Genomic DNA, 25923 nt, shown 5'->3' with positions numbered 1-25923 from the left:
GGGCTGTCGATGTCTTCCCATCCTTCGCGTGAACTCGCGGCCTTTGCCGCCGGCCTGCGCTACGAGCAGGTTCCTTCCGAAGTCCTGCGCCGCGCCGAGGACCTGTTCCTCGACTGGGCCGGGTCGGCGCTGGCGGGCAAGGCCGGCGCGCCGGTGCAGGCGATTGCATCCTTCGCCGCCGCCATGGGTCCGGCCGAAGGCCCGTCCGAGATCCTGGTCTCGCGCGCGAGCAGCTCGCCGTACTTCGCCGCGATGGTCAATGCCGCCGCCTCGCACTACATCGAGCAGGACGACCTGCACAACAGCTCGGTGCTGCATCCGGCCACCGTCGTCTTCCCGCCGGCACTCGCGGTGGCGCAGGCGACAGGCGCCAGCGGCAAGGAGCTGCTGGCAGCCAGCGTCGCCGGCTACGAGGTCGGCATCCGCGTCGGCGAATTCCTCGGGCGTTCGCACTACAAGATCTTCCACACGACCGCCACGGTGGGCACGCTGGCGGCGGCGGCCGCGGTGGGCAACCTGCTGAAGCTCGATGCCGACCGCATGCTGCATGCCTTCGGTTCCGCCGGTACGCAGGCGGCGGGGCTGTGGGAGTTCCTGCGCGACGCCGCGCACTCCAAGCAGCTGCACACCGCGCATGCCGCGGGCGCGGGCCTGATGTCGGCCTACCTCGCCCGCGACGGCTTCACCGGCGCGCAGCGCATCCTGGAAGGCGCGCAAGGGATGGCCGCGGGCATGTCGACCGATGCGGATCCGTCGCGCCTGACCGATCGCCTGGGCGCGCGCTGGGCGCTGGCCGAGACCTCGTTCAAGTTCCACGCGTCCTGCCGCCACACGCACCCAGCCGCCGATGCGCTGCTGCACGTGATGCAACGCGAGAAGCTGGCGCCTTCCGACATCGAAAGCGTGGTCACGCACGTGCACCAGGGCGCCATCGACGTGCTGGGCGCGGTGGTCGAGCCGCAGAGCGTGCACCAGGCCAAGTTTTCCATGGGCACGGTGCTGGGGCTGGTCGCCACCGCGGGCCGCGCGGGCGTCGCGGACTTCGAGCAGGTGCTGGGCGACGCGGCCGTGTCCGGCTTCCGTCCCAAGGTGACGATGGCGCTCGATCCGGAAGTGGACGGCGCTTATCCGGCGAAGTGGATCGGCAAGGTCACCGTGCGCACGCGCGACGGCCGCGTGCTGCAGGGGCGGGTCGACGATCCCAAGGGCGACCCGGGCAATACGCTCAGCCGCCGGGAGCTGGAGGACAAGGCCTTGCGCCTGGCGCTGTTCGCCGGCGCCGCCACCGAACAGGAAGTGCGCCACCTGGTCGCAACCTGCTGGTCGCTGGCGGATGCGCCGCGCGTCGGCCGCCTGTTGCCGGGGAGCAAGGCATGACGAGGCCGCTCGACGGCATCACCGTCGTCTCGCTGGAACATGCGATCGCCGCGCCCTTCTGCACGCGGCAGCTGGCCGACCTGGGTGCGCGCGTCATCAAGGTCGAGCGCCCGGGCAGCGGCGACTTCGCCCGCGCCTACGACAGCCGCGCGAAGGGCCTGTCCTCGCACTTCGTCTGGGTGAACCGGTCCAAGGAAAGCCTGGCGCTGGACCTGAAGCAGCCCGCCGCGCTGCAGGTGCTGAAGGACCTGCTGGCGCAGGCCGACGTGCTGGTGCAGAACCTGGCGCCCGGCGCGGCGGCGCGCATGGGCCTGTCGCACGCGCAGCTGGCGCCGGCGAATCCGCGCCTCGTCGTCTGCGACATCTCCGGCTACGGCAACGACGGTCCGTACCGTGACAAGAAAGCCTACGACCTGTTGATCCAGAGCGAGGCGGGCTTCCTTTCCATCACAGGCACGCCGGACGAGATGGTGAAGGCCGGCAACTCCATTGCCGACATCGCCGCGGGCATGTACGCGTACAGCAACATCCTGGCCGCGCTGCTGCAGCGGGGGAAGACGGGCAAGGGTTCGCACATCGACGTGTCCATGCTGGAAGCGCTGGGCGAGTGGATGGGTTTCCCCATGTACTACGCCTACGAAGGCGCCACGCCGCCGCCGCGCAACGGCGCGGCCCACGCGACGATCTATCCCTATGGCCCTTTCCGCGCGGGCGACGGCAAGACCGTGATGCTGGGCCTGCAGAACGAACGCGAGTGGAAATTGTTCTGCGACAAGGTGCTGCTGCAGCCGGCGCTGGCGGCCGATGCGCGCTTCGATGCGAATGCGAAGCGCAACGAGAACCGCGCGGCCCTGCAGGCGCTGATCGAACAGACCTTCGCCGCGCTGACGGCGGAGCAGGTGATCGCGCGGCTGGAAGAAGCGCAGATCGCCAACGCGCACGTCAACAGCGTGGGCGAGCTCTGGGCGCATCCACAGCTGCAGGCGCGCGAGCGTTTCCGCGAAGTCCAATCGCCCTCCGGGCCGTTGCGGGCCCTGCTGCCACCGGGGGTGAACAGCGCTTACGACTACCGCATGGATCCGGTGCCGGCCGTGGGGGCGCACAGCGAGGCGATCCTGCGTGAGCTGGGGCGGGGCGATGCGGAGATCGCGGCGCTGCGGGCGGCGTCCGCGATCTAGGCCCACCGTCATCGCGGCCTGTTATCGTTCACCCCATGGACCTCTCCCGCTTCCCCCGCCGTCGCTACACCTCCTTCGCGACGCCCATTGAATTCCTTCCCAACTTCACCCGCGCGCTCGCGGCTTCCTGTCCCGATGGCGCCGCGCCGCGCATCTGGATCAAGCGCGACGACATGCTGGGCCTGTTCCCCGGCGGCAACAAGACGCGCAAGCTCGAGTTCCTGGTGGCCGACGCGCTGGCACAGGGCGCCGACACGCTGGTGACCTGCGGTGCGCCGCAGTCCAACCACTGCCGCATCACGCTGGCCGCCGCGGTGAAGGAAGGCCTGAAGTGCCGTTTCGTCATCGAAGAACGCGTGCCGAACAGCTACGACCCGAACGCGAGCGGCAACAACTTCATGTTCCGCCTGCTGGGCGTGGAAGCCATCACCGTGGTGCCCGGCGGCAGCAACATGGCCGCCGAGATGCAGAAGGTGGCCGAGCAGGTGCAGGGCGAGGGCCGCAAGGCCTACATCATTCCCGGCGGCGGCTCCAACGCCATCGGCGGCCTGGGCTACGTGGCCTGCGCGCAGGAATTGCAGCAGCAGCTGTTCGATGAAGGCATCGCCATCGACCGCGTGGTGGTCGGCTCCGGCAGCTCGGGCACGCACGGCGGCATGGTGGCCGGCTTCCTCGGCAACAACATCCGCATCCCGATCACCGGCATCGGCGTCAGCCGCGACCCAGCCGACCAGGCGCCGCTGGTGTTGAAGGAAGCGCAGGCGGTGCTCGACCTGCTGGGCGTGAAGCTCCAGGTGAAGCCGGAAGACGTGCAGTGCGTCGGCGGCTTCTGGCAGCCGAAGTACTCTGTGCCCAACGCGCGCATGGTGGAAGCCGTGCAGATGCTGGCGCGCACGGAAGGCATTCCGCTGGACCCGGTCTACACCGGCAAGATCATGGCGGGCCTGATCGGCATGGCCCGCCAGGGCGCGTTCAGGAAGGACGAGAACGTGCTGTTCCTGCACACGGGCGGCCTGCCGTCGCTGCATGCCTACGAGAAGGAAGTGCTGGGCGACGGCAAGGGATTGCCGGCCTGACACCCCCCGGCGGTTATTCCGCCGTGATGTTGTTCGCCTTGATCAAGGCCCCGTACTTCGCCAATTGCCCCCGCGTCGCCGTGCCGAGCTCCTCCGGCGTGGTGCCGCGCGGCGTGAGGCCGTTGGCGAGCAGCTTCTCGCGCACTTCCGGATCGGCCAGCGCCTTCTGCACTTCGGCCGACAGGCGATGCACGATGTCCTTCGGCGTGCCCGCGGGCGCCATGATCGTGAACCACGAGTTGAACTCGAAGCCCGGCATGCCCGACTCCGACACCGTCGGCACGTCGGGGAACTGCGGCATGCGCTTCGGCGTGGTCACGCCGATCAGGCGCAGCTTGCCGGCCTTCACCAGCGGGTTGACCGTGGCGATCCCCTGGAAGGCCGCATCCACCTCCTTGCCGGCCACGCCCATCGCCGCCTGCGTCGCGCCCTTGTATGGCACGTGCTTCATGTTCAGCCCGGCCTGCGACGCGAACAGCGCCATCGCGATGTGCTGCGGGCTGCCGTTGCCGCCCGAGCCGTAATTGAGCTTGCCTGGCTCCTTCTTTGCCGTGGCGATGAGGTCGGCCGCGGTCTTCTCCGGCGCTTCGGCATTCACGACCAGCCCCCACTCCACCGTGGCCACCAGGGACACGGGCTCGAAGTCCTTCAGGATGTCCCAGGGCATCTTCGGCGTCATGTTGGGCACCATGGTCATGATGCTGTCGTTGAAGCCGCCCAGCGTGTAGCCGTCGGGCGCCGCCTTGGCCACGTTGCCCGCGCCGATCAGGCCCGCCGCGCCGGGCTGGTTCTCGATGACGATGGACTGCCCGAGGTTGCGGCCCATCTTCTCGGCGACGATGCGCGCCGCGTTGTCGACGGCGCTGCCGGCCGCCAGCGGCACGATCATGCGGATCGGCTTGGCCGGCCAGGCTTGCGCCTGCGCCAGGCCGGCGGCGCACAGGCCGGCGAGAAGGATCACGAGGCAACGGCGGGACACGGTCATGCGGGGGTCTCCTGGTTCAGGTCTCTTGCAGCAGCGGGATGCCGAGCTCGCGCGCCAGCGCGTCGAGCTGGGCGACCAGCGTGGGCGGCAGTGCCATGCCGTCGCGCAGGTTGGCGACGCGCCTGGCATGGCTCTGCTCGCCCGGCAGCCAGATGCGGTCCACGCCCGGCATGCGCTCGCTGGCGCGCATCTCGCGCACCAGCTTGTCGACGCGCGCCTTGAAGGCGGCGAGGTCGCCGAAGGCATCGGGGTCTATCATGAGGATCGCCTGCCCGGTGTTGGTGACGCTGGACTGGTCCTTGTTGAAGTCGATGGTCTCGCTGCCCATGGCGGCGCCGTTCAGCGTGCCGGCCAGCAGGCCCACGACGAGCGCCAGGCCATAGCCCTTGTAGCCGCCGATCGGCATCAGGAAGCCTTCCTCCGAGCGCTTGGGATCCGTGAGCGGCGCGCCGGTGCGATCGATCATCCAGCCCACCGGCATCTGCTCGCCGCGCTGCGCCTTGGCCTTCACCTTGCCGTAGGCCGCGACGGTGGTGGCCATGTCCAGTACCACCGCCGGTTCTTCGCCCGCCGGCACCGCGACGGCGATCGGGTTGGTCGAGAGCAGCATGTCGAGGCCACCCCAGGGCGGCAGGTGGTTCGCATTGCCGACCGCGAAATACACGCCGATCATGTCGTGCTCCAGCGCCATGCGCGCGTAGAGCGAGGCCGGGCCGGCATGGTTGGAGAGCCGTGCGCCGACCCAGGCGACGCCGCAATTGCGCGCCTTGGCGATCGCGATTTCGGCGGCCTGCTTCATCACCAGGTGGCCCATGCCGTTGTCGCCATCGAGCAAGGCCATGCCGGCCTTTTCCTTCTCGATGCGGATCGCCGGCGTGAGATTGATGCCGCCGGCGCGGATGCGGCGCGCATAGGGCGCGAGGCGGATCGCGCCGTGGCCGTCGGAGCCTTGCAGCTCCGCTTCGGTCATGAACTCGCCGACGGTCGCCGCGTCCGCGGCGGGCAGGCCCAGGCGCTCCAGCGCGCGCGTCATGAAGCGGCGCAGCTGCGCGGCGGGGATGCGCGACTCAGGCATGGCGCAGCGCCTTTTGCAGCGCCAGCACGGCGCAGTCGGGGCTGGTCAGCACGGGGCAGGGCAGCTCCTTCTGCACCAGCGGCTGGGCGGCGGCCATCGAGAACTGCGCCAGCATCACCGCGTCGCAATCGGCCACTGCGCGCGCGGCCGCCGCGATCTTGCGGTGATGCTCATCGGCGCGGCCCTGCGCCAGGTCGTCCATCGCCTCGGGCACGAACACGGTGCGCAGGTCCACGCTGCGGCCGCGCGCGCGGGCCAGCGCTTGCAGCTCCTCGCCCATGGAGCCGAGCGAGGCCTGGAAGGTCGCGACCAGCCCGAGCCGCACCGGGTCCGGCTTCACGGCCAGCGCCTGGTCGAACATCGCTTCGTTGGGCTTCAGCGTCGGCAGGCCGGTGGCGCGCCCGGCCGCTTCGATCGCGGGGCCGAAGGCGGAGCAGCTGAAGAGGATGCCGCGGCAGCCGGTGCCCTGGGCATAACGGGCCAGGTCGACGAAGCGCTGCACCATCGCGGGCGTCAGCTCGCCGGCCGCGGCGCGGTCGACCGACAGGCTGTCGTCCAGCAGGTTCATGCGCTGCGCCTGCGGCCAGTGGCGGTCGAAGGCGGCGAGGATGGGCGGCACCGACAAGGCGGTGGCGTGGATCAGGGCGACCCGCGGGGACGGTTCTTGCATGGCTTCCATCGTAGCCGCGGCTTGCGGCATGCCCGACAATCCTAACCCTGAGACGTATTGGAGCCTTTCGATGGACCTGCCCGCCCACCAGCTGACGATGACCGTGCTGATGACGCCGGACACCGCCAACTTCGCCGGCAACGTGCACGGCGGCCACCTGCTGAAGTGGCTGGACCAGGTCGCCTACGCGTGCGCGAGCCGCTATGCCGCCCGCTACGTGGTCACCGTCTCGGTCGACCAGGTCACCTTCCGCGAGCCGATCTTCGTCGGCGAGCTCGTGACCTTCCTCGCGGCCGTCAACCACACCGGCACCAGCTCGATGGAGATCGGCATCAAGGTGCTGGCGCAGGACATCCGCAGCCAGAAGGTGCGCCACGTCAACAGCTGCTTCTTCACGATGGTCGCGGTCGATGACGAGCGCAAGCCGGTGCCGGTGCCGCCGCTGCGGCCGTTCACGCCCGAGGAGAAGCGCCGGTTCGAGGAGGCGCAGCTGCGCAAGACGCTGCGCAAGGAAACCGAGGCACGCTTCGCCGCCCTGCGCGGCGCGTGAAAATGTTGCGCCCGTAGGCTCAGCCTGCGGGCGCATGGCGCATCGTCCTACAGCGCCACCGTGCGGTAGTTCCTAGCATGAGTGCATGAGCAAACGCCACGGCCCCTCTGCCCGCGCCCATCCGATGGCCGAAGAACGCCGCAGCGGCGGCGGCTCGACGAGCGTCCCCCGCCCGGCCAGCGAGACCCCCGCCACCCCGCGCTACAGCCGGGCCGAGTACGCCAAGGTGCTCGCCCTGCAGGACGAAGTGGCGCGCGCCGACGGCGACTACGAGCGCCTGCGCGCCGCCTACCTGGACCTGGTCGAGCACGAACCCACGCACGAGGTCGCGCTGGCCATGATCGGCGCCGACATGGATCGCGCCCATGCCCGGCTGCAGGCCCTGATCGGCTTGCCGCGCCTGCCATTCACCCATGAGCCGAGCACCGTGATGCGGCGCGAAGCCCTGCGGCTGGCCGGCGAAAAGCGCTGACGGCGCGCAGGACCCGGGCCGACAACGAACGGGCTGGCAGCGGTGCAGCATGGATGGCAAAGGAAGTGCCATGAACCACGCCGACATCGACCCGAGCCTGTGTACCGGCGAGCGGACGCTGGAAAGCCTGGACGACGGGTTTTCGCCGCCCGCCCCGCTCCACCCGGACGAGGAGGCCAAGCCGGCCGCCGCGCCCGAACAGGACATCTCCCTGGGCAGCAAGAGCCCTTTTTGAGGCCGGACCCACCATGAACGCCACCACGCCGCACCACCCGGTCGAACCGGATCCCGAAGGCCACGAGGCCGACGACCCGGCGCCCAACCCGACGCAGTTGCCGATCGAGCCGGAATTCGGTCCGATGCTGCCGCCGGGCGAGCCCGACGAGCCCGGCGTGCAGGCACCGCATCTGTAGAGAAGGAAATCCCATGAGCAGCACCCCGCAAGGCATCACGCCGCCCACGCCCAACCTCGAACGCGAGGAGCCGGACTTCTGGATCGAGGACGACATCCCGTCGGACGACGGCGAGCGCCGGCCGGCCGCGCGCTCCGAGCGCGAAAGCTCGGGCGCGCGCGAAGAGCGTCCGCACAAGCCGGAACGGGAATGAACTCGCCCGGGAGCGCTCCCAAGCCCGCCAACCCGGAGCCGACGCCGGCCCCGGTGGACCCGGAGAAAGGCCGTCCCAAGACTCCCCAGGAAGAGGGGAAGTCGGAGCATCCGAAGCAATAGGCTAGTTGGCGCCCAGCATCGCCTGCGAATCGCCATCCGCCGTTTCCAGCGGCGTCGCCTTGGCCAGCGCCATCCAGACGCCGAAAGGCAGGGCGCCGCGCGCCGGCCGGAGTGCCGGCCGCGCGACGTTCAGCCGCTCGCCTTCCAGCACCAGCACCCCGCATTCGGGAGGCACTTCGTCCGGCTGCGCGATCGGCTTGCCCTTGGCATCGGTCCCCAGCACGTACCAGCATTCGCCCAGGTCGCGATAGGCCGCGCGCTTGGCATCCTGCCGCAGGTCCGCCAGCAGGTCGGAACGGCGCACCTTGATCTCGTGCACGATGGGCTCGACGTAGGCCTCCACCGAGGTCTGGCGGATCGAGAACACGTCGGGCCGCGCGACGCACCAGCGCAAGGGCTTGGCTTCGTCGCCGGTGGGCACCTGGGCGCGCAGGCTCAGGCCGCGCCAGGCCAGCCGTCCGGCGCGCGCCATTTCCTGCGCCACGCGTTCCACCAGCGCTTCGTGCGCCGACAGCGCGGCGCGATTGCCGGCCAGCGTGCGCGCCAGCCACTGCACGCCGAGATCGGTGACCCGCAGCGTTTCATGCCCGAGCGGCGCACGCACGCGCTCCAGCATTCCCGCCGCCAGCAGGTCGATCTCGAGCGCGTCCTGGCAGGGCCAGCCGGCCGAGCGGTAAATGTCGCGCAGCCGCCGGGCATGGGGCTTGCCCAGGGCGGGAGGCGTGAAGGAGTTCTCGATGGACGGCATCTGCACGCAAAAGTGTACGGCTTGCGGTAGGCACCCTCCCACGTACGGTGAGGTCTTTCGCTTATCGCCCGGCCAAAGTGCATGAACACAATGCACGCATGGTTGAGAAATCGATGGAGCACTCGCGCAGCGGCGCGGCACTTGCAGCACTGGCGGACAGCGCCGAGCCGGCGGTCGTGTACGGCATCACGGCCGTGCGCGTGGAGAACGGCGAGGTGTCCTGGGTGATGATGGGCATGATCGCGCCCAGCCTGGAACACTGGGACCTGCGGCCCGCGCCGACCCGGCTGGTCGAGGTGGTCGACCGCCTGGTGGAGGGCGACACGGTCGTCACGCTGTTCCCGACCGAGCGCGGCACGCTGCAGCTCGGCTCGCAGGTCACCGTCGACCTGCTGCCTGGCGGCATCGAGACCTTGGCGGCTTCGGAAGACCGGCCCGGCCGCCGGATCACCGACCTGCCTCGCTTCTAGATTCCCTAGCGAGGTTGCGGCCGCAGCGACGGCAGCTTCAGCAGCCCGCTCGACAGGGCGGTCCCGCAGACGATCACCAGCCCGCAAGCCACCATCCACGGCGTGACGTGTTCGTCGAGGAACAGCGCGCCATAGATCACGGCAAAGACCGGCACGGCAAACGTGACCGTCAGCGCCTTGGCCGGCCCGGTGTTCTCGATCAGGCGGAAGTACAGGATGTACGCGACGCCGGTGCACATCACGCCCACCACCAGCACCGCCAGCCAGGCCTGGCGGCCCGGCATCGCGTGCGGGGCGAGCCACAGCGCGGGCAGCACCAGCGCGAGCGTCGCACCAAGCTGGCTGCCGGCCGCGTTCACGAGAGGCGGCACGCCGGTGAGGAAACGCTTGGTGGCGCTGGCCGCCACGCCGTAGCTCACCGTCGCCAGCAGGCAGGCGAGCACCGCCCAGATCGGCGCGATGCCGGAAGCGCCCGGTTGCAGCGTCGCCTTGTCCCAGGCCAGCATCGCCACGCCGACGAAACCGATCGCCAGGCCCAGCACCCGCGAAGCCGTCGGCCTGTCCTTCAGCCAGAACCACGCGATCAGCGCGCCGAACAGCGGCACCGTCGCATTGAGGATGGCCGACAGGCCGGTGCTGATCGTCAGCAGCGCGAACGCGAACAGCATGAAGGGCAGGCCGGAGTTGATCACGCCGATCAGGCAGACCGCGCGCCAATGCCGGCGGAACTCGCGCGCGCCGCCCTTCCACAGCATCAGCGGCACGAGGAAGGCCGCGCCGATCGCAACGCGCATGGCGGTCGCCGGCACCACGCCGAAGTCCGTGATGGCGAAGCGCATGAAGAGGAAAGACGAGCCCCAGATGGCAGCCAGCAGGATGAAGTCGATGATCGAGGCGAGGGGCATGGGCTAGTGTCGCGCGAATGCAGGGACCGGCCGCCGCGCACTGATGAAACCTGCGCGGGGGATTGATACTGCGGGCACATCAATGGCGGCCGAGCGCGCCCTCCAGCGTCAGCAGGGCCGTCTTGCGTTCCAGCCCGCCGGCATAGCCGGTGAGCCCGCCCGCCTTCCCCAGCACGCGGTGGCAGGGCACGACGATGCTGACCGGGTTGCGCCCCACGGCGGCGCCGACGGCGCGCGCGGCCTGCGGCCTTCCGAGCTGCCGGCCGAGTTCGGCATAGCTGGTGGTCGCCCCCGGCGGGATCGCCAGCAGCGCCTGCCAGACGCTTTGCTGGAAGGGCGTTCCGTGCGCGAGGTCGAGCGGCAGTTCGAAGGCCGTGCGCGTGCCCTCGAAATACTCCTGCAGCTGGCGCACCGCCTCCTGCAGCACCGGGTGGTCCGGCACGGCGCGCCATGCCACGTCCTGCGGCTCGTGGCGCTGGCCCACGAACCAGACACCGGCCAGGCCGGCATCGGTGGCGGCCAGCAGCATGGCGCCCAAGGGGCTTTCATAGCGCCTGCAAACGAGTTCGGTGTTCATCTTCATGGGGTCCTCCTTCTACAGCGCGCTCCACGCGCGCACCACGGCATAACTGCGCCAGGGCTTCCACTGCTGCGAGGCGGCTTCCGCCTCGCGCGCCGGCTGCTTGCTTTGCTGCACGCCCAGCGCCTTGTGCAAGGCGACGTCGCCCGCCGGAAAGGCGTCGGGCCAGCGCAGCGCCCGCATCGCGATGTAATGCGCCGTCCAGTCGCCGATGCCGGGCAGCTCCTTCAAGGCCGCCATCGTCGCGGGCACGTCGGCGCCCGCATGCAGGTGCACGCGCCGCTCGGCGACCGCCCGCGCGATGGCAACGATGGCCGCCTGCCGCTGGCGCACGATGCCCAGCTGCCCGAGCGCATCGCCTTCCGCGGCGGCCAGCACTTCCGCCGAGGGAAACAGGCGGTCGAGGCCGGCGAAGGGCGTTTCCACCATTTCGCCGAAGCGGTGCACGAGCCGCTGCGCCAGCGTGCGCGCCGCGGCCACGGTGATCTGCTGGCCCAGCACGGCCCGCACGGCCAGCTCGTAGCCGTTGAGCGTGCCCGGCACCCGCAGGCCGTCGCCCTGGGGAAAGCTGCCGTGCAGCCGCGCGTTGATCGCATTCGGGTCGGCGTCGAGGTCGAAGGCCGCGCGCACGCGGCGGATCACCAGCGGCAGCACGCCGCGCAAGGTGTCGCTGGTGCGCAGCAGCAGCTGGCAACGTTCCTCGTCGAATTCCACCTGCAGCCAGCCGGCGTGGCGCTGGCCCGCGACGTCGATGGCGAAGGTGCGCAGCAAACTCTTGTCGTCGACCAGCTCCATGCCGGCGATCGCCCGCGTCTTGAAGAAGCCCAGCATCGCGGCCACGTCGTAGGGCGGCCGATAGCCCAGCCGCACCAGGCTGCCCGTCTCACGCTGGCTGCCTTCGCGCCGCAGCTGCGTCGGGTTCAGGCCGTAGTGCTCGCTGAAGGCCGCGTTGAAGCGGCGCACGCTGGCAAAGCCGCTGGCCAATGCCACTTCGGTGACCGGCAGGTCGGTGTCCGCCAGCAACTGCTTGGCGGTGAGCAGCCGGCGCGTCTGCAGGTACTGCAGCGGCGACACGCCCAGCTGCTGTTCGAAGATGCGGCGCAGGTGCCGGTCGCTCACGCCCAGCCGCGATGCCAGCAGTTCGGCGGACGGCGGCGCGTCGAGCCAGGCTTCCGGCTCGTCGAGCAGGCGCGCTGCCTGCTGCGCCAGAACGCTGCTGGCATCCTGGATGCTCCAGCGCAGCGCCTGGGGTGCCAGCTCGGGCCGGCAGCGCAGGCAGGGCCGGAAGCCCGCGCCTTCCGCCTGCGCCGCGTGGGCGAAGAAGCGGCAGTTCTCGCGCCGCGGCGTCCGCACCTTGCAGACCGGCCGGCAATAGATGCCGGTGCTGGTCACGCCGGTGAAGAAGGCGCCATCGAAGCGTGGATCCCGGGCTTTCAGCGCGAGGTAGCAGGCGTCCGGGTGCAGCGGCGGTTCGACGGGGGGCATGGCTTGCATGATACGCAGCGCGGCCAGCCGGACTGGCCGTTTCCGGACATGTTCCTCGACCCACACACCCTAGAATCGGGCCATGCACCTCAGTCCCAGCATCTTCAAGGCCTACGACATCCGCGGCATCGTGCCGAGCACCCTCGACGAGGACGTGGCCGAGTCGCTCGGCCGGGCTTTCGGCACCGTCGCCCTGCGGGAAGGCGAGAAGACCGTCGCCGTCGGCCGCGACGGCCGGCTGAGCGGTGCTTCGCTCAGCGCAGCGCTCATCCGCGGCCTGCTGGCCGTCGGCATCGACGTCGTCGACGTCGGCATGGTCACCACGCCCATGCTGTACTTCGCGGCCAACACGGTGTGCTCGAGCGGCATCCAGGTCACCGGCAGCCACAACCCGAAGGACTACAACGGCTTCAAGATGGTGATGGCCGGCCGCGCCATCTACGGCGAGGAGATCCAGGCCCTGCGCAAGCTCATGGAGCAGGGCGTCCCCCATGCCGAGCACAACGGCAAGGTCCGCAACGTCAACATCTTCGCGCCCTACCGCGACCGCATCTTCGCCGACATCAAGCTGGCGCGGCCCATGAAGATCGTCGTCGATTCGGGCAACGGCGTGGCCGGCGCCTCGGCCCCGGCCATCCTGCGCGCCATCGGCTGCGAAGTGATCGAGCTGTTCAGCGAGGTCGACGGCAACTTCCCCAACCACCACCCCGACCCGAGCAAGCCCGAGAACCTGCGCGACCTGATCGCCAAGCTGAAGGAAACGGGCGCCGAACTGGGCCTGGCTTTCGACGGCGACGGCGACCGCCTGGGCATCATCACGCGCGGCGGCAACAACATCTATCCGGATCGCCAGATGATGCTGTTCGCGCAGGACGTGCTCTCGCGCGTGCCGGGCGCCCCCATCCTGTTCGACGTCAAGTGCACGCAGCGCCTGGCCCCGGCCATCGAGGCGGCCGGCGGCAAGGCCATGATGTACAAGACCGGCCACTCGCTGATCAAGGCGAAGATGAAGGAAGTCAATTCGCCCCTGGGCGGCGAGATGAGCGGCCACATCTTCTTCAAGGAGCGCTGGTTCGGCTTCGACGACGGCACCTATGCCGGCTGCCGGCTGCTGGAGATCCTCTCGAAGCACGCGGACCCGAGCGCCGTGCTCGACGCGCTGCCCACCAGCTTCTCCACGCCGGAACTGAACGTGAAATGCGAGGAAGGCGAGCCGCACCGCATCGTCGACGAACTGGTGAAGAAGGCCAGCTTCCCGGGCGCGAAGATCTCCACCATCGACGGCCTGCGGGCCGACTGGCCGGACGGCTTCGGCCTGCTGCGCGCTTCGAACACCACGCCGGTGCTGGTGCTGCGTTTCGAGGGCCACACGCAGGAAGCGATGAACCGCATCGAGAAGGACATGCTGGCGCTGTTGCGGCAGGCGAAGCCGGATGCGAAGATCGGCGAGGCTGCGCACTGACGCCCTGCATTGAACATCCTCATCGTCAAGCTTTCGTCCCTCGGTGACGTCGTGCACTCCATGCCGGCCGTGCAGGACATGCTGGCGGCGGTGCCGGGTGCGCGCGTCGATTGGGTGGTGGAGCGCGGCTTCGCGCCGCTGGTGCAGCGCTGCGCCGGCGTGCGGCGCGTGATCCCCTGCGAGCTGCGCAAGTGGCGCAAGTCGCCCTTCGCGCATGAAACGCGCGCCGCGTGGCGGGCCTTCCGCGCCGACCTGAAACAGGAAGCCTACGACGCGGTGATCGACCTGCAGGGGCTCACCAAGTCGGCGCTGGTCGCGCACATGGCGCGCCTGGCGCCCGGCGGCAAGCGTTATGCAATGGCCAACCGCACCGAAGGCTCCAGCTACGAAGCGCCGACGCGCTGGGTGGCGGACGTCGCGGTGCCGGTGCAGCCGCAGTCGCATGCAGTGCGGCGCTCGCGCGACCTCTGCGCGGCGGCCCTGGGCTACGCGGTGCCGGCCGGCACGAACTACGGGCTGGTCACATCCGCAGCGCCCACGAACTGCATCGCTCTGATCCACGGGACTTCGCGCGACGACAAGCTCTGGCCCGAGGCGTCCTGGATCCAGCTGGGCAAGCGCCTGCTGTCGCACGGCTATTCGCTGGCCTTCCCGCACGGCAACGACGAGGAGCGTGAACGCAGCGAACGCCTTGCCGGCGCGCTCGGGCCGCGGGCGCAAGCCTGGCCGCGGCTCGCGCTGGATGCGCTGACGGAGCGCCTGGGCGGCTGCGCCGGCGCGATCGGCGTCGACAGCGGCCTGAGCCACATCGCCGTGGCCCTGGACCTGCCGCACGTGCAGATCTACAACTTCGACACGGCTTGGCGCACCGGGCCGCCCGCGGATGCGGGCCGGCAGCGCAGTGTCTACGCCGAACCGGCGCCTTCGGTCGAGGCGGTCTGGGCCGCCTGGAAGGCCGTCGCCGGCAAGGCATGATGGCGGGATGATCCACCCGCTCTACACGCTGGCGCTCTATGGCGCCCAGCCGCTGCTGCGCCGTAAGCTGCGCCGCCGCGGCGTGGCCGAGCCGGGCTACCTGGAACACGTCGAGGAGCGCTTCGGCCGCTACACCGACAACACCGAGCCGGGCCGCCTGTGGATCCATGCGGTGTCGCTGGGCGAGACGCGCGCCGCGGCCATCCTGGTCGACGCCTTGCGCCGCGCGCAGCCGGACGTGCGCATCCTGCTCACGCACGGCACCGCGACCGGCCGCGCCGAGGGCGTGCGCCTGCTGCGCGAGGGCGATGCGCAGGCCTGGTTTCCCTGGGACACGCCGAAGGCCGTCAAGGGCTTCCTGAACCACTTCCGGCCCAGTGCCGGCGTGCTGATGGAAACCGAGGTCTGGCCGAACGTCACCCTGCTGTGCAAGGAGCAGGGCGTGCCGCTGGCGCTGGCCAATGCGCGCCTGAGCGAGAAGTCGCTCAGGCAGGCGCTGCGGCTGCCGCGCCTGTCGCGGCCGACATATGGGGCGCTCGGCGCCGTGTGGGCGCAGACCGAGGACGATGCGCGGCGGCTGGCGCAAGCAGGGGCCACGGTGCAAGGGGTGTTCGGCAACATCAAGTTCGATGCCACGCCGGGGCCGCAGCTGCTGGAACGCGGCCGCGCCTGGCGCGCCGCGCAGGACCGGCCGGTGGTGCTGTTTGCCGTGTCGCGCGAGGGCGAGGAAGCGGAATTCCTGCGCGCGATCGCGGCCCATCCCGGCGTGCAGTGGCTGCTGGTGCCGCGCCATCCGCAGCGCTTCGACGAGGTGGCGGGACTGGCGGCGCAGGCGGGGTTTGCAGTGTCGCGCCGCAGCGCCTGGGGCGAGTCGCCGGCGGCCGGCGACGTGTGGATCGGCGATTCGCTGGGCGAGATGCCGCTTTACTACGCGATGGCGGACGTGGCGCTGCTCGGTGGCAGCTTCGCGCCGCTGGGCGGCCAGAACCTGATCGAGGCGGCGGCCTGCGGCTGCCCGGTGGTGATGGGGCCGCACACCTTCAACTTCAGCGAGGCTGCGCAGCTGGCGCTGGCGGCCGGCGCGGCGCGCCGCGTCGCGAACATGGAGGAGGGCGTGCGCGAAGCGGTGGCGCTGGCGCGCGATGCGCAGGAGCGCGCGCGAGTCGCGGCGGCCGGCGAGCAGTTCGCGGCGGCGCACCGGGGGGCGGCGGGCAAGACCGCCGCAGCCGTGCTGGCGCTCGTCGCACGGAAGTAGGGCGCGCGCCTCCTATCGCCTGGGCGACGGCGCGTCGCCGCCATGACTGCGGCCGCCAGTCCCCGGTCCTAGATTGGCCGCATGGACACCGACCTTCTGGCCAGCATCCGGGCGATCAATGCCAGCGCCGCCTTCAACCGCTGGTGCGGCATCGAGGTGCTGCGCGCCGAGCCTGGCTTCGCCGAGATCGCCATGCCCTGGCGCGGCGAGGCGGGCCAGTATGCGGGCCTGCTGCACGCGGGGCTGCAAGGCGCGCTGATCGACACGGCTTGCGGCTTCGCGGCTGCAACCCTGGTCGGGCGCGTGCTGGCTTCGCATTACTCGGTGAACTGCCTGCGGCCGGCGGCGGGGGAGCGTTTCGTCGCGCGCGCGCGGGTGGTGAAGCCGGGCAGGACGCAGGTGTTCACGGCTTGCGAGCTGTTTGCCGGGGAGACGCTGGTGGCGACCGGGGAGACCTTGCTGGTGCCGGTGGGACAGCCGGGGTTGCCACCCCGGCCTGCGGGCGGCCTTGACTCGTAGGCCGGGGTGGCAACCCCGGCTGGCGCCAATCAGCGCTGAACCAGCGTATTCAAGCGCACCAGGTCTTCCGGCTGCAGCGTGCCGTTCGCCTGCCGCAGCTTCAGGTGCCCCAGCAGCACGTTGTAGCGCGCCTGCGAGAGGTCGCGCTTGGTCTGGAACAGCTGGGTCTGCGCGTTCAGCACGTCGATGTTGATGCGCACGCCGACCTGGTAGCCCAGGCGGTTGGCGTCCAGGGAGCTCTGGCTGGAGGCTTCGGCGGCTTCCAGCGCGCGGACCTGGCCCAGGCCGGAGACCACGCCGAAGTAGGCGGTGCGCACCTGCTGCGTCACCAGGCGGCGGGCGCCTTCGAGGTCGGTGCGGGCCTTTTCTTCCAGCGCCAGCGTTTCGCGCACGCGGTTCTGCACGGCGAAGCCGTTGAAGAGGGGCACGTTCAAGGCGACGCCGACGGCGCCGGTCTTCGGCCGCTGGTCCAGCGTGGAGGTGGTGCTGCCGCCGATGAAGCGCGTCTCGCCCACGTTGGCCGTCAGGTCCAGGGTGGGCTTGTGGCCGGCGTAGGCCTTCTCGGTTTCCAGCTGCGCGATCTCGACGTTGGTCCTGGCCTGCTGGATCAGCGGGCTGGCCGCTTCCGCGGCGGCCACCCAGGCCTCGGGGTCGGCCGGCTGCGGCTCGGGCACGAAGAGCGGCGTGGCCAGCGGGGTGGGCTGGGTGTTGCTCTTGCCGACCACGGTGTCCAGCGCCAGGCGCTTGATGCGCAGGTCGTTGTCGGCGGCGATTTCCTGCGCCAGCACCAGGTCGTAGCGGGCCTGCGCTTCGCGCGTGTCGGTGATGGTGGAGGTGCCGACCTCGAAGTTGCGCTTGGCCGAGGCCAGCTGCTCCGCGGTGGCGGCCTTGAGCGCGCGTACATAGCCCAGGGTGTCCTGCGCCGCCAGCACGTCGAAGTAGGCCTGGCTGATGCGCACGATCAGGTCCTGGCCCGCCGCGGTCAGCTGGTAATCGGCCAGCTGGGCCTGGCGCTTGCCCTGCCGGTAGGTGGCCAGGTTGGCCGGCCGGTACAGCGGCTGGGAGGCGCTCAAGGTCACCGCCTGCGTCGTGTACTTGCGATCGACGCTACCCAGGTCGAGGTTGAACGCGTTGCGGTTGATCGAACCTGAAAGGCCGGCCTGCGGCAGGATGCCCGCCAGGGACTGGTCCGCCCGCGCCACGTTGGCGTCGTACTGGTTCCTGGCTGCCTGGAACGTGGCGTCGTAGGCGCGGGCTGCTTCGTAAAGTTCGAGCAGTCCTTCCGCGCGCGCCTGGCCCGTGAGGGCCAGGGCGACCGCCGCCGAAAGGGGGAGGAGCCGCATCAGTTTCATGGTCCGTCTTCCTTCTTTGATTCTGCTTTTGTCTCGTTGTCTACCGCAGCGCCCCATTCTCGGGGCGTTGTCAATAGCGTGGCACGCCCGGATCGATCTCCTGCGACCACGCATCGATTCCGCCCGCGATATTCGCCACACGGGTGTAGCCCTGTTGCTCCAGGAACGCCGCCACGCGCTGGCTGCGGCCGCCGTGGTGGCACAGGACGGCCAGCGGCCGATCCTGCGGCAGTTCGGCCAGCCGCGCCGGCACTTCACCCATCGGGATGGCGCGCAGCTCGAAACCGTCGGCGCGCACGCTTGCGGTCTTGAGCTCCCAGTCCTCGCGCACGTCCAGCACCAGCGGGGCGCCGTCCTGGCCTTGCAGCCAGTCTTTCAATCGGGAGGGGCGGACCTGGTCGATCATCGGGGGTACTGCTTTCAGAAATGGAAACGGGTGGGTTCCGGGAAGTGCGCCAGGCGCGGGGCCACGGTGTCCCAGGGCTGCTCGGTCTTCCACGCCGCCTCGCCGGTGCGGCGGATGAAGGTCGCGCGCATCATCGGCTCGCTGCCCACAACCGCGCCCAGGCGGCCGCCGACCTTCAGTTGCGACAGCAGGGCCTGCGGCACTTCGGCCACCGAGCCGGAAAGCACGATCACGTCGAACGGGCCTTCGGCCGCCAGGCCCTTGGCGCCGTCGGCTTCCCGCACTTCCGCGTTGCGCACGCCCGCGCGCTGCAGGTTGTCGCGGGCCATCTTCACCAGTTCGGGCGCGATCTCCAGCGAGATCACGCGCTGCGCCCGGGCGGCCAGCAGGGCGGCCATGTAGCCGGAACCGGCGCCGACTTCCAGCACCTTGTCGGTGGGCTGCACCTGCAGGTCCTGCAGCATGCGGGCTTCCACCTTGGGCTCCAGCATGCACTGGCCGCTGCGCATGCTTTCCTCGGCGCTGGTCCCCAGGGGGATCAGCATGTCCACGAAGGCCAGCGCCTGGTGGGCGGGCGGCACGAAATCCTCGCGGCGCATGCGGCCCAGGAGGTCCAGGATGTCGAGGTCCAGCACGTCCCAGGGCCGGATCTGCTGCTCGATCAGGTTGAAGCGGGCGCGTTCGAGGTCGGCTTGGGGGGTCATGGTCAATTTCGGGCGGGAGTCAGGACAAACCGTCCATTTTAGAAGCGGCGACGGGCAGGGCCCCGGAACCGCCCGAAATCGGCTTGCGCCGGCCTTTGGCCCAGCGGGCCAGGTCGTCGAGATAACAGTACACGACCGGCACCACCACCAGGGTGAGCAGCGACGAGGTGATCACCCCGCCGATCACGGCCTGGCCCATGGGCGCGCGCTGCTCGGAGCCCTCGGTGAGGGCGAAGGCCAGCGGCACCATGCCGAAGATCATGGCCAGCGTCGTCATCAGGATGGGGCGCAGCCGCACCCGCGCCGCCTGCAGCAGCGCCTCGGCGCGCGGCATGCCGTCTTCCTGCAGGCGGATCGCGAAGTCAACCAGTAGGATGGCGTTCTTGGTCACCAGGCCCATCAGCATGACGATGCCGATCACCGAGAAGATCGACAGCGTGGAGTTGAACATCAGCAGCGCCAGCACCACGCCGATCAGCGTGAGCGGCAGCGAGGTCATGAGGGCCAGGGGCTGCAGGAAGCTCTTGAACTGGCTGGCCAGGATCATGTAGATGAACAGGATCGCCATCACCAGGGCCGACACCGCGTAGCCGAAGGACTCCTGCATGTTCTTGGTGGATCCGCCGAACTGGTAGCGGTAGCCGGGAGGCATCTGGACGCCGTCCAGGCGCGCCTTGATGTCCTTGGAGATCTCCCCGGCCGAGCGCTGGTAGGCATTGGCGTTGATGGCCACCTCGCGCGTCAGGTCGCGCCGGTTGATCTGGTTCGGGCCGGTGCTTTCGCTGACGGTCGCCACCTGGTTCAGGCGCACGACGCGGGTGCTGCCGTCGGCGTTGGCGCCCAGGGCGAAGGGGAGGCGTTCGAGGTCCTGCGGTGCGGTGCGCGCTTCGGGCGCCAGACGGACGTTGACGTCGTAGGTCTGGTCGTCGCTGGCGCGCCAGTTGCCCACCGTCTGCCCGGCCACCAGCGTGCGCAGGGCGCCGGCGACCTGGGCCACGCCCAGGCCGAGGTCCGACGCCGCATCCCGCCGGATCGCGATGCTGACCGTGGGCTTGTCCGGCTTCACGCTGCTATCGAGGTCGACCAGCCCGGGGATGTTCCGGATGCGCTCCGTCACCAGCCGCGACAGGCGGTCCAGCTCCTTCAGGTCGGGCCCCTGCAGCGAGAACTCGATCTGCTTGTTGCCGCCCACCGCATCCAGCAGGCCGGCATGCGTGACCGTGATGCCGGGCACCTGCTTCAGCCGCTCGCGCAGCACCGCCGCCATCTGGTCTACGCTGCGGCTGCGCTGCTTGCGGTCGACCAGCCGCACGTACAGCGAGGCGTAGATCTTGCCGGCCGCATTGCCGGTGTTGATGGTGGCCACCGTGTACTTCACTTCCGGGAACTCGCGCGCGATCGCTTCGACCTGGCGCGCCTTGGATTCCGTGAGCTCCAGCGAGGAGCCGACCGGCGTGTAGAAGCTGATGCTGGTCTCGGAGAAGTCCGCCTTGGGGACGAACTCGGTGCCCAGCAGCGGCACCATGAAGATGCTGGTGAGGAAGATCGCCGCCGCCGCCAGCACGGTGGCCAGCTTGTGCGCGAGCGACCAGCGCAGGATGGACTGGTAGCCGTCCGCCAGGCGCTCGGTGGCGGTGTCGAACCAGCCGGTGACGCGGCCGATCGTCCTTTCGTACAAGGTCCGCGGCGCCTGCTTGCGGCCGTGCGCCTCGATCTCGGGGTCGTGCCACACCGAGGACAGCATCGGGTCGAGCGTGAAGCTGACGAACATCGAGATCAGCACCGCCGCCACGATGGTGACGCCGAACTCGTGGAAGAACTTGCCGATGATGCCGCCCATGAAGCCGATCGGCAGGAACACCGCGACGATCGAGAAGGTGGTGGCCAGCACCGCGAGGCCGATCTCCTGGGTGCCGTCCAACGCGGACTGATAGGGCGACTTGCCCATCTGCACGTGCCGCACGATGTTCTCGCGCACCACGATCGCGTCGTCGATCAGCAGGCCCACGCACAGCGACAGCGCCATCAGCGTCACCATGTTGATGGAGAAGCCGAAGGCGTACATGAAGAGGAAGGTGCCGATCAGCGCGATCGGCAGCGTCAGGCCCGTGATCACCGTGGAGCGCCACGAGTTCAGGAACAGGAACACGATCAGCACCGTGAGCAGCGCGCCTTCCAGCAGCGTACGGCGTACGTTCTCCACCGAAACGCGGATCGGCCGCGAGGCGTCGGTGACCGGCTCGAGCTTCACCCCGGGCGGCAGCTGCGCCTGCATTTCCGCCAGCGTGGCGCGCAGGCCGTCGATGACGGCGATGGTGTTCTCGTCCTGCGATTTCTGCACGGTGAGCAGCAGCGTGCGCTGGCCGTTGTAGAGCGCGAGGCTCTCCACTTCCTGGCCGCCGTCGGCAACGCGGGCGACCTGGTCCAGGCGGACCGGCGCTCCATTGCGGCGGGCGACGATGATCCGGCCGAAGTCTTCGGGCCGTTCCATGCGCGCGGCCACCTGCACCACGCGCTCCTGCGCCTGCGAGCGGATCGCGCCCACGGGCAAGTCCTGGTTTTCGGTGCGCACCGCGGCCACGACCTGGTCGGCGGTGATGCCCAGCGCTTCCATCGCCGCCGGGTTCAGGTAGAGGTTCAGTTCGCGCTTGGTGCCGCCCACCAGCGTGACCGAGCCGACGCCGCGCACGTTCTCCAGCCGCCTCTTCAGCACCTGGTCGGCCCAGTTGGTGAGCTCCACCGCGCTCATCGCCTTGCCCTTGGCCGCGTCGGGCAGCACGGCCAGCGACCAGACGGCGCGGCTGGAAGGGTCGAAGCGCAGCACGCGCGGCTCCTTCACCTCGTCGCGCAGGGTGGGCCGCACGGCGGCGATCTTCTCGCGCACGTCCTCCGCCGCCTTGCGGCCGTCCACGTACAGCTGGAACTCCAGGATGACGACGGACTGGCCTTCGTAGCTGCGCGAGGTGAGGGCGTTGATGCCGGCGATGGAATTCACCGCCTCCTCGATCTTCTTGCTGACCTCGGACTCGACGATCTCGGGCGAGGCGCCTGGGTATTCGGCCGTGACCACCACCACCGGGAAGTCGATGTTGGGGAACTGGTCGATGTTCAGGCGCTGGTACGAGAACAACCCCAGCACCACGATGGCGAACATCACCATCGTGGCGAACACGGGGTTCTTCAGGCTGACGCGGGTGAACCACATGGCCTAGGGCGCTCGCGCGGCCGTGAACTTCACCAGCGTGCCCTCGCGCAGCGGGCCCACGTGCCCGCGGATCACCGTCGCGCCCGCCGCGATGCCGTCCACCGCGACCCAGGTTTCCTTGTCGCTGTCGCCGCGCGCGCCCGGCTTCACCGGCTTGTGCGCGACCTTGCCGTTCTCGACGACCTGGACATAAGGCGATGGCTTGTCGGTACGCACGGCAGGCAGCGGCACGGCGAGCGCCGAGGCGCGTCCGGTGGCGACGGTTCCTTGCGCGAACAGGCCCTGGCGCAGGCCCGCCGTGTCGGCCAGCGCCAGGTAGGCCAGCACGCTGCGGCTGCCGGCCTGCGCGCTCGGGCTGATGCGCACCACGCGCGCCGGCAGCGGCCGCGGATTGCCTTCCACCTGCAGCGTCGCCTGCTGGCCCACCTGCAGCTCCAGCGAATCGGCCGGGCTCAGCGCGGCTTCCAGTTCGAGCGAACCCAGGTCGACGATCTCCACCACGCGCGCATCCAGCGCGACGCGCTCGCCCGGCTGCGCGAGCCGCTGCGAGACCACGCCGCTGATCGGCGCGCGCAGCACGGCGTCGTCCAGGCCCTTGCGCAGCACGTCCACCGCGGCCAGCGCCGCCCGATGATTGGCTTGGGCCGCGGCCAGGTTGTCCTGCGCCGTGTCGACGGCGGAGCGCGAGATGAAGCCCTGTTCCACCAGCGACTTGTTGTTGCTGAAGGCGCGCTGGGCGATGTCGATCTGCGCCTTGGCGGCGTCGGCCTGCTGCTGCGCCTGCTTCAGGCGCGCGCCGGCCTCGGTCGGGTCGACCCGGGCAATCACCTGGCCGGCCTTCACCGTGTCGCCCTCACGTACGGTCAGGCCCTGCAATTCGCCCGGCACGCGGGCCTTGACCAGGGCAGAGTTGACGGCCTTGAGCGAGCCCGACACCGGCAGCCCGCGCTGCAGCTCGCGCGGCTGCGCCTGCACCACGTCGGTCTGCGCGAGTTCGACCACGGGCTGCGCCGCGGCCGTCTCGACGGCGGGTTGCTGCGCCTTGCGCGAAGCCAGCGTGCGCAGCACGCCACCCACCAGCAGCAGCACGACGAGGCTCGCCACCAGCCACTTCCAGGGCAGGTTCTTCAGTTTCATTTCTTCTCCGCGCAGAGGCCGCGCAGCAGGTTGTCCGCCTGTGTTTCCACGTAGCGGGCCGGGTCGACCTCGAAGTCGGCCGGCACGCAGGCCCCCACCGAGTGCTTCATCATGGTCAGGTAGACCATGGGCGCCACGATGCTGAACAAGGTGTAGTCGATGTCGAGAGCGCGGAACTCGCCGCGGGCGACGCCGCGTTCGAGGATGCGGCGCACCAGCTGCGTGCCGGGTTCGATCACTTCCTGGTGGTAGAAGGCCGCTATGTCGGGGAAGTTGCGCGCCTCGCTGATGATCAGCTTGGTGATGCCGCTGGCGCGCGTGGCGCCTATGCGCTCCCACCAGACGCGCAGGCAGTACCGCACCATGTCCGGCGTGCTGCCTTCGAAGGCTTCGAACTCGTCGTTCCATTCGGCGAAGCGGCCCGAGATGTTCTCGCGCACCACCGCCTTGAACAGTTCTTCCTTGCTGGGGAAGTAGAGGAACAGCGTGCCCTTGGAAACGCCGGCGCGCGCGGCGACTTCCTCGCTGCGGGTGGCGGCGAAGCCCTTTTCGACGAACAGGTCGAGCGCGGCATCGAGCAGCTCGCCGGGCCGCGCTTCCTTGCGGCGGCCGCGCCGTGCCGGGCCGTCGTCCGGACGCGCGGCCGTCTCTTTTTCCAGGGACATGGGGGGTGCCGATTGATTACTGACTGACTGGTTAGTAATGTAGCGGCGCGAGGCTGGACGCGTCAAGGCAGCCCAACCGTCCGGGTTCAGCCGCCCGCGACCCGCAAGCCCAGCCACTCCCGCAACACCTGCCGCGACAGGCGCAGGCCATCGTCCGACGGCAACCACTCCAGCACCGGGTTGCGCTTCACCTGCGGGTAGCCGGTGGGCGCTGCGACCACCTCGAAGCCGGCCGCGCGAAAGGCCTTTACCGCGCGCGGCATGTGCCAGCTGTCGGTGACGAGCGCCACGCGCCTGACCGCATCGGGCTTCATGGCCTCGGCCATGAAGAGCGCGTTCTCCCGTGTGTCGCGCGAACGGTCCTCCAGCCAGCGCAGCGCCAGACCGTAATCCTCCTGGGCGACGCGCCGCGCGACCTGCGCCTCCGGTTCCTGCTGCGTGCCCACCGCCGCCCAGCCCAGCCCGCCCGCATAGGCCAAGGGCTTGCCGGTGCGCCGCGCCAGCCAGGCGCCGTAGCGCAGGCGGTTCTGCGCGTGCACGTCCAGCTGCGGGCTGCCGTATTCCGGCGTGTCGAGATCGACACCGCCGCCCAGCACGACGATGGCCTGCACCGATTCGAGTTCGGCCGCTTGCACCACCGGAACCTGCGGCAGCAGGTTGCGCGCCAGGAACACGGCCACGCCGTTGGTGCTGGCCAGGAACAGGCCCAGGAGTGCCACGAAGGCCAGTGCGAGCCCGGCCCGACGCCGCCGGCGCGCCAGCAGCAGCCCGGCCAGCGCCAGGAACAAGGGACCGGCGGGCGGCAGCGCCAGGGCGGTGAGGATGGGTTTGAGTTCGCCGGGCAGCATCGGGCGCGATCGTACTGGAGCGACTACAGTGTTCCGGATGGCGAAAGGAAATGACATGGCGGATACGCAAACCCTGGTGCTGGGCGGCGGCTGCTTCTGGTGCACGGAAGCGGTCTTCAAGGAAGTGAAGGGCATCACCGACGTCGAATCGGGCTACAGCAACGGCAGCGCGCAGCGACCGAGCTACGAACAGGTGTGCACCGGCACCACCGGCCACAACGAAGTGGTGAAGCTCACCTACGACCCGGCGCAGATCAGCACGCGCCAGATCCTGGAGATCTTCTTCGTGGTGCACGACCCGACCACGCTCAATCGCCAGGGCAACGACAGCGGCACCCAGTACCGCAGCGGCATCTACTACGCCACGCCGGAGCAGAAGCAGGCGGCCGAGGACATCATCCAGGAGCTGACCCGCGACAACGCCTTCGGCAAGGCGATCGTCACCGAGGTGAAGCCGGTGCAGAACTACTGGCCCGCCGAGGAATACCACCAGGACTTCTTCGAGAAGAACCCGAACCAGGGCTACTGCATGGCCGTGGCGGCGCCGAAGGTGGCGAAGTTCAGGAAGACGTTCGCGGCGCTGCAGAAGTAGCGCTCCTAACGGTGGGCTAAGAATCGCGGCCCTACAGTTCCGCGATGGCCACACTCCACATCAACGGCAAGGACCACGCGGTCGATGCCGATCCTTCCACGCCCGTGCTCTGGGCGCTGCGCGACACGCTGGGCATGACCGGCACCAAGTTCGGCTGCGGCCAGGCGCTGTGCGGCGCCTGCACGGTGCACGTCGACGGCCAGGCCACCCGCAGCTGCATCACGCCGATCTCGGCGGTCGACGGGCGCAAGATCACCACCATCGAAGCGGTGGGCAGCGACCGGGTCGGCAAGGCGGTGCAGGCGGCCTGGGTCAAGCACGACGTGGCGCAATGCGGCTATTGCCAGAGCGGCCAGGTGATGAGCGCCACCGCGCTGCTGCAAGGCAAGAAGAACCCGAGCGATGCCGAGATCGACGCCGCCATGGCCGGCAACATCTGCCGCTGCGGCACCTATGCCCGCATCCGTGCGGCCATCCACGACGCCGCCAGGTCGCTGGCCTGAA

Annotated in this window: 29 protein-coding genes; 15 read left to right on the top strand and 14 right to left on the bottom strand. The window is 69.8% G+C overall.

From position 1 onward, the window contains the following. Positions 1-9 precede the first annotated feature (9 nt). Genes LZ009_RS15625 through cuyA form a run of 3 tightly spaced genes read left to right on the top strand, consistent with a single transcriptional unit; the run spans position 10 to position 3631 of the window. On the top strand, positions 10-1377 hold the full coding sequence (locus LZ009_RS15625; protein ID WP_275698876.1) for an MmgE/PrpD family protein: 1368 nt from the start codon (positions 10-12) through the stop codon (positions 1375-1377). Beyond that, positions 1374-2555: a CaiB/BaiF CoA transferase family protein gene (locus LZ009_RS15620; protein WP_275698875.1), complete on the top strand. Its 1182-nt coding sequence runs from the start codon at positions 1374-1376 to the stop codon at positions 2553-2555. Before LZ009_RS15625 ends, LZ009_RS15620 begins: the two co-directional genes overlap by 4 nt. A gap of 35 nt (positions 2556-2590) precedes the next feature. Then, positions 2591-3631, top strand: coding sequence for a D-cysteate sulfo-lyase (gene cuyA / locus LZ009_RS15615; RefSeq protein ID WP_275698874.1), 1041 nt, complete (start codon positions 2591-2593; stop codon positions 3629-3631). A 13-nt stretch (positions 3632-3644) separates the two neighbouring features. Here cuyA and LZ009_RS15610 read toward each other — a convergent pair whose 3' ends face one another. The 3 genes from LZ009_RS15610 to LZ009_RS15600 are packed head-to-tail and all read right to left on the bottom strand — an operon-like array spanning position 3645 to position 6361. Then, complete coding sequence (locus tag LZ009_RS15610; protein ID WP_275698873.1) at positions 3645-4616, bottom strand: Bug family tripartite tricarboxylate transporter substrate binding protein; 972 nt, start codon at positions 4614-4616, stop codon at positions 3645-3647. Between the two features lie 16 nt (positions 4617-4632). Beyond that, positions 4633-5691, bottom strand: a complete 1059-nt coding sequence (locus tag LZ009_RS15605) for an Ldh family oxidoreductase (protein ID WP_275698872.1) — start codon at positions 5689-5691, stop codon at positions 4633-4635. After that, positions 5684-6361 (bottom strand): aspartate/glutamate racemase family protein, encoded by a 678-nt coding sequence (locus LZ009_RS15600; protein ID WP_275698871.1) that lies wholly within the window; start codon positions 6359-6361, stop codon positions 5684-5686. Before LZ009_RS15600 ends, LZ009_RS15605 begins: the two co-directional genes overlap by 8 nt. A gap of 70 nt (positions 6362-6431) precedes the next feature. Between LZ009_RS15600 and LZ009_RS15595 the strand changes: the two genes are divergently transcribed. The 5 genes from LZ009_RS15595 to LZ009_RS15575 all read left to right on the top strand — a co-directional run bounded on the left by LZ009_RS15595 (position 6432) and on the right by LZ009_RS15575 (position 7989). Continuing rightward, a complete protein-coding gene (locus LZ009_RS15595; RefSeq protein WP_275698870.1) occupies positions 6432-6911 on the top strand; it encodes an acyl-CoA thioesterase in 480 nt (159 codons plus the stop codon). Positions 6912-6996: 85 nt separating this feature from the next. Beyond that, complete coding sequence (locus tag LZ009_RS15590) at positions 6997-7383, top strand: hypothetical protein (protein ID WP_275698869.1); 387 nt, start codon at positions 6997-6999, stop codon at positions 7381-7383. Between the two features lie 70 nt (positions 7384-7453). Continuing rightward, on the top strand, positions 7454-7618 hold the full coding sequence (locus LZ009_RS15585; protein WP_275698868.1) for a hypothetical protein: 165 nt from the start codon (positions 7454-7456) through the stop codon (positions 7616-7618). A gap of 13 nt (positions 7619-7631) precedes the next feature. Then, complete coding sequence (locus LZ009_RS15580; RefSeq protein ID WP_275698867.1) at positions 7632-7796, top strand: hypothetical protein; 165 nt, start codon at positions 7632-7634, stop codon at positions 7794-7796. A gap of 13 nt (positions 7797-7809) precedes the next feature. Continuing rightward, positions 7810-7989, top strand: coding sequence for a hypothetical protein (locus LZ009_RS15575; protein ID WP_275698866.1), 180 nt, complete (start codon positions 7810-7812; stop codon positions 7987-7989). Positions 7990-8112: 123 nt separating this feature from the next. Here the strand turns inward: LZ009_RS15575 and LZ009_RS15570 are convergent, their stop codons facing one another. Continuing rightward, the gene (locus tag LZ009_RS15570) at positions 8113-8859 is read right to left on the bottom strand and encodes a hypothetical protein (RefSeq protein WP_275699149.1); all 747 of its coding nucleotides are present in this window, start codon (positions 8857-8859) and stop codon (positions 8113-8115) included. Positions 8860-8957: 98 nt separating this feature from the next. Here LZ009_RS15570 and LZ009_RS15565 point away from each other — a divergent pair, with 98 nt between their 5' ends. Further along, a complete protein-coding gene (locus LZ009_RS15565) occupies positions 8958-9329 on the top strand; it encodes a hypothetical protein (protein ID WP_275698865.1) in 372 nt (123 codons plus the stop codon). A 5-nt stretch (positions 9330-9334) separates the two neighbouring features. Here LZ009_RS15565 and LZ009_RS15560 read toward each other — a convergent pair whose 3' ends face one another. From LZ009_RS15560 to LZ009_RS15550, 3 genes are all read right to left on the bottom strand, one after another. After that, a complete protein-coding gene (locus LZ009_RS15560) occupies positions 9335-10234 on the bottom strand; it encodes a DMT family transporter (protein ID WP_275698864.1) in 900 nt (299 codons plus the stop codon). Between the two features lie 79 nt (positions 10235-10313). Further along, complete coding sequence (locus tag LZ009_RS15555; protein ID WP_275698863.1) at positions 10314-10817, bottom strand: methylated-DNA--[protein]-cysteine S-methyltransferase; 504 nt, start codon at positions 10815-10817, stop codon at positions 10314-10316. Positions 10818-10829: 12 nt separating this feature from the next. Then, positions 10830-12299 (bottom strand): DNA-3-methyladenine glycosylase 2 family protein, encoded by a 1470-nt coding sequence (locus LZ009_RS15550; RefSeq protein ID WP_275698862.1) that lies wholly within the window; start codon positions 12297-12299, stop codon positions 10830-10832. Positions 12300-12381: 82 nt separating this feature from the next. Here LZ009_RS15550 and LZ009_RS15545 point away from each other — a divergent pair, with 82 nt between their 5' ends. From LZ009_RS15545 to LZ009_RS15530, 4 genes are all read left to right on the top strand, one after another. Further along, positions 12382-13761 (top strand): phosphomannomutase/phosphoglucomutase, encoded by a 1380-nt coding sequence (locus tag LZ009_RS15545; protein WP_275698861.1) that lies wholly within the window; start codon positions 12382-12384, stop codon positions 13759-13761. Between the two features lie 9 nt (positions 13762-13770). Next, entirely contained in the window at positions 13771-14736 is a 966-nt protein-coding gene (gene waaC / locus LZ009_RS15540) for a lipopolysaccharide heptosyltransferase I (RefSeq protein WP_275698860.1), read from the top strand. 7 nt (positions 14737-14743) lie between these two features. Next, positions 14744-15991: a 3-deoxy-D-manno-octulosonic acid transferase gene (locus tag LZ009_RS15535; RefSeq protein WP_275698859.1), complete on the top strand. Its 1248-nt coding sequence runs from the start codon at positions 14744-14746 to the stop codon at positions 15989-15991. An 81-nt stretch (positions 15992-16072) separates the two neighbouring features. Then, positions 16073-16510, top strand: a complete 438-nt coding sequence (locus LZ009_RS15530; protein WP_275698858.1) for a PaaI family thioesterase — start codon at positions 16073-16075, stop codon at positions 16508-16510. A gap of 29 nt (positions 16511-16539) precedes the next feature. Here the strand turns inward: LZ009_RS15530 and LZ009_RS15525 are convergent, their stop codons facing one another. From LZ009_RS15525 to LZ009_RS15495, 7 genes are all read right to left on the bottom strand, one after another. Next, positions 16540-17853 (bottom strand): TolC family outer membrane protein, encoded by a 1314-nt coding sequence (locus LZ009_RS15525; protein ID WP_275698857.1) that lies wholly within the window; start codon positions 17851-17853, stop codon positions 16540-16542. Positions 17854-17932: 79 nt separating this feature from the next. Continuing rightward, positions 17933-18268, bottom strand: coding sequence for a rhodanese-like domain-containing protein (locus tag LZ009_RS15520; protein WP_275698856.1), 336 nt, complete (start codon positions 18266-18268; stop codon positions 17933-17935). A gap of 14 nt (positions 18269-18282) precedes the next feature. After that, a complete protein-coding gene (locus LZ009_RS15515) occupies positions 18283-18972 on the bottom strand; it encodes a protein-L-isoaspartate O-methyltransferase family protein (RefSeq protein WP_275698855.1) in 690 nt (229 codons plus the stop codon). Positions 18973-18991: 19 nt separating this feature from the next. Next, entirely contained in the window at positions 18992-22177 is a 3186-nt protein-coding gene (locus LZ009_RS15510) for an efflux RND transporter permease subunit (protein ID WP_275698854.1), read from the bottom strand. A gap of 3 nt (positions 22178-22180) precedes the next feature. Continuing rightward, positions 22181-23314, bottom strand: coding sequence for an efflux RND transporter periplasmic adaptor subunit (locus LZ009_RS15505; RefSeq protein WP_275698853.1), 1134 nt, complete (start codon positions 23312-23314; stop codon positions 22181-22183). Then, on the bottom strand, positions 23311-23979 hold the full coding sequence (locus LZ009_RS15500; RefSeq protein WP_275698852.1) for a TetR/AcrR family transcriptional regulator: 669 nt from the start codon (positions 23977-23979) through the stop codon (positions 23311-23313). Before LZ009_RS15500 ends, LZ009_RS15505 begins: the two co-directional genes overlap by 4 nt. Positions 23980-24065: 86 nt before the next feature. After that, the gene (locus LZ009_RS15495; protein WP_275698851.1) at positions 24066-24827 is read right to left on the bottom strand and encodes a YdcF family protein; all 762 of its coding nucleotides are present in this window, start codon (positions 24825-24827) and stop codon (positions 24066-24068) included. 55 nt (positions 24828-24882) lie between these two features. On the opposite strand from LZ009_RS15495, the gene msrA reads away from it, so the two are divergent. Both msrA and LZ009_RS15485 read left to right on the top strand, forming a co-directional pair. Then, a complete protein-coding gene (msrA, locus tag LZ009_RS15490) occupies positions 24883-25419 on the top strand; it encodes a peptide-methionine (S)-S-oxide reductase MsrA (RefSeq protein WP_275698850.1) in 537 nt (178 codons plus the stop codon). 44 nt (positions 25420-25463) lie between these two features. Then, positions 25464-25922, top strand: coding sequence for a (2Fe-2S)-binding protein (locus LZ009_RS15485; protein ID WP_275698849.1), 459 nt, complete (start codon positions 25464-25466; stop codon positions 25920-25922). Position 25923: the final 1 nt, after the last annotated feature.

This window comes from Ramlibacter paludis, assembly GCF_022012305.1.
Classification (GTDB): Bacteria; Pseudomonadota; Gammaproteobacteria; order Burkholderiales; family Burkholderiaceae_C; genus Ramlibacter; species Ramlibacter paludis.
Note: the sequence above shows the minus strand (reverse complement) of the source record. Positions and strands in the feature narration are given on the sequence as shown.

Bases quoted from the DNA above. Each gene is read 5' to 3' on its own strand.
- LZ009_RS15535 (WP_275698859.1), top strand. From the start codon at position 14,744: ATGATCCACCCGCTCTACACGCTGGCGCTCTATGGCGCCCAGCCGCTG.
- LZ009_RS15565 (WP_275698865.1), top strand. From the start codon at position 8,958: ATGGTTGAGAAATCGATGGAGCACTCGCGCAGCGGCGCGGCACTTGCA.
- LZ009_RS15555 (WP_275698863.1), bottom strand. From the start codon at position 10,817: ATGAAGATGAACACCGAACTCGTTTGCAGGCGCTATGAAAGCCCCTTG.
- LZ009_RS15550 (WP_275698862.1), bottom strand. From the start codon at position 12,299: ATGCCCCCCGTCGAACCGCCGCTGCACCCGGACGCCTGCTACCTCGCG.
- LZ009_RS15580 (WP_275698867.1), top strand. From the start codon at position 7,632: ATGAACGCCACCACGCCGCACCACCCGGTCGAACCGGATCCCGAAGGC.
- LZ009_RS15510 (WP_275698854.1), bottom strand. From the start codon at position 22,177: ATGTGGTTCACCCGCGTCAGCCTGAAGAACCCCGTGTTCGCCACGATG.
- LZ009_RS15560 (WP_275698864.1), bottom strand. From the start codon at position 10,234: ATGCCCCTCGCCTCGATCATCGACTTCATCCTGCTGGCTGCCATCTGG.
- LZ009_RS15625 (WP_275698876.1), top strand. From the start codon at position 10: ATGTCTTCCCATCCTTCGCGTGAACTCGCGGCCTTTGCCGCCGGCCTG.
- LZ009_RS15500 (WP_275698852.1), bottom strand. From the start codon at position 23,979: ATGTCCCTGGAAAAAGAGACGGCCGCGCGTCCGGACGACGGCCCGGCA.
- cuyA (WP_275698874.1), top strand. From the start codon at position 2,591: ATGGACCTCTCCCGCTTCCCCCGCCGTCGCTACACCTCCTTCGCGACG.
- LZ009_RS15595 (WP_275698870.1), top strand. From the start codon at position 6,432: ATGGACCTGCCCGCCCACCAGCTGACGATGACCGTGCTGATGACGCCG.
- LZ009_RS15520 (WP_275698856.1), bottom strand. From the start codon at position 18,268: ATGATCGACCAGGTCCGCCCCTCCCGATTGAAAGACTGGCTGCAAGGC.
- msrA (WP_275698850.1), top strand. From the start codon at position 24,883: ATGGCGGATACGCAAACCCTGGTGCTGGGCGGCGGCTGCTTCTGGTGC.
- LZ009_RS15585 (WP_275698868.1), top strand. From the start codon at position 7,454: ATGAACCACGCCGACATCGACCCGAGCCTGTGTACCGGCGAGCGGACG.
- LZ009_RS15590 (WP_275698869.1), top strand. From the start codon at position 6,997: ATGAGCAAACGCCACGGCCCCTCTGCCCGCGCCCATCCGATGGCCGAA.
- LZ009_RS15605 (WP_275698872.1), bottom strand. From the start codon at position 5,691: ATGCCTGAGTCGCGCATCCCCGCCGCGCAGCTGCGCCGCTTCATGACG.
- LZ009_RS15530 (WP_275698858.1), top strand. From the start codon at position 16,073: ATGGACACCGACCTTCTGGCCAGCATCCGGGCGATCAATGCCAGCGCC.
- LZ009_RS15575 (WP_275698866.1), top strand. From the start codon at position 7,810: ATGAGCAGCACCCCGCAAGGCATCACGCCGCCCACGCCCAACCTCGAA.
- LZ009_RS15545 (WP_275698861.1), top strand. From the start codon at position 12,382: ATGCACCTCAGTCCCAGCATCTTCAAGGCCTACGACATCCGCGGCATC.
- LZ009_RS15620 (WP_275698875.1), top strand. From the start codon at position 1,374: ATGACGAGGCCGCTCGACGGCATCACCGTCGTCTCGCTGGAACATGCG.
- LZ009_RS15515 (WP_275698855.1), bottom strand. From the start codon at position 18,972: ATGACCCCCCAAGCCGACCTCGAACGCGCCCGCTTCAACCTGATCGAG.
- LZ009_RS15570 (WP_275699149.1), bottom strand. From the start codon at position 8,859: ATGCCGTCCATCGAGAACTCCTTCACGCCTCCCGCCCTGGGCAAGCCC.
- LZ009_RS15610 (WP_275698873.1), bottom strand. From the start codon at position 4,616: ATGACCGTGTCCCGCCGTTGCCTCGTGATCCTTCTCGCCGGCCTGTGC.
- LZ009_RS15505 (WP_275698853.1), bottom strand. From the start codon at position 23,314: ATGAAACTGAAGAACCTGCCCTGGAAGTGGCTGGTGGCGAGCCTCGTC.
- LZ009_RS15525 (WP_275698857.1), bottom strand. From the start codon at position 17,853: ATGCGGCTCCTCCCCCTTTCGGCGGCGGTCGCCCTGGCCCTCACGGGC.
- LZ009_RS15485 (WP_275698849.1), top strand. From the start codon at position 25,464: ATGGCCACACTCCACATCAACGGCAAGGACCACGCGGTCGATGCCGAT.
- LZ009_RS15495 (WP_275698851.1), bottom strand. From the start codon at position 24,827: ATGCTGCCCGGCGAACTCAAACCCATCCTCACCGCCCTGGCGCTGCCG.
- LZ009_RS15600 (WP_275698871.1), bottom strand. From the start codon at position 6,361: ATGCAAGAACCGTCCCCGCGGGTCGCCCTGATCCACGCCACCGCCTTG.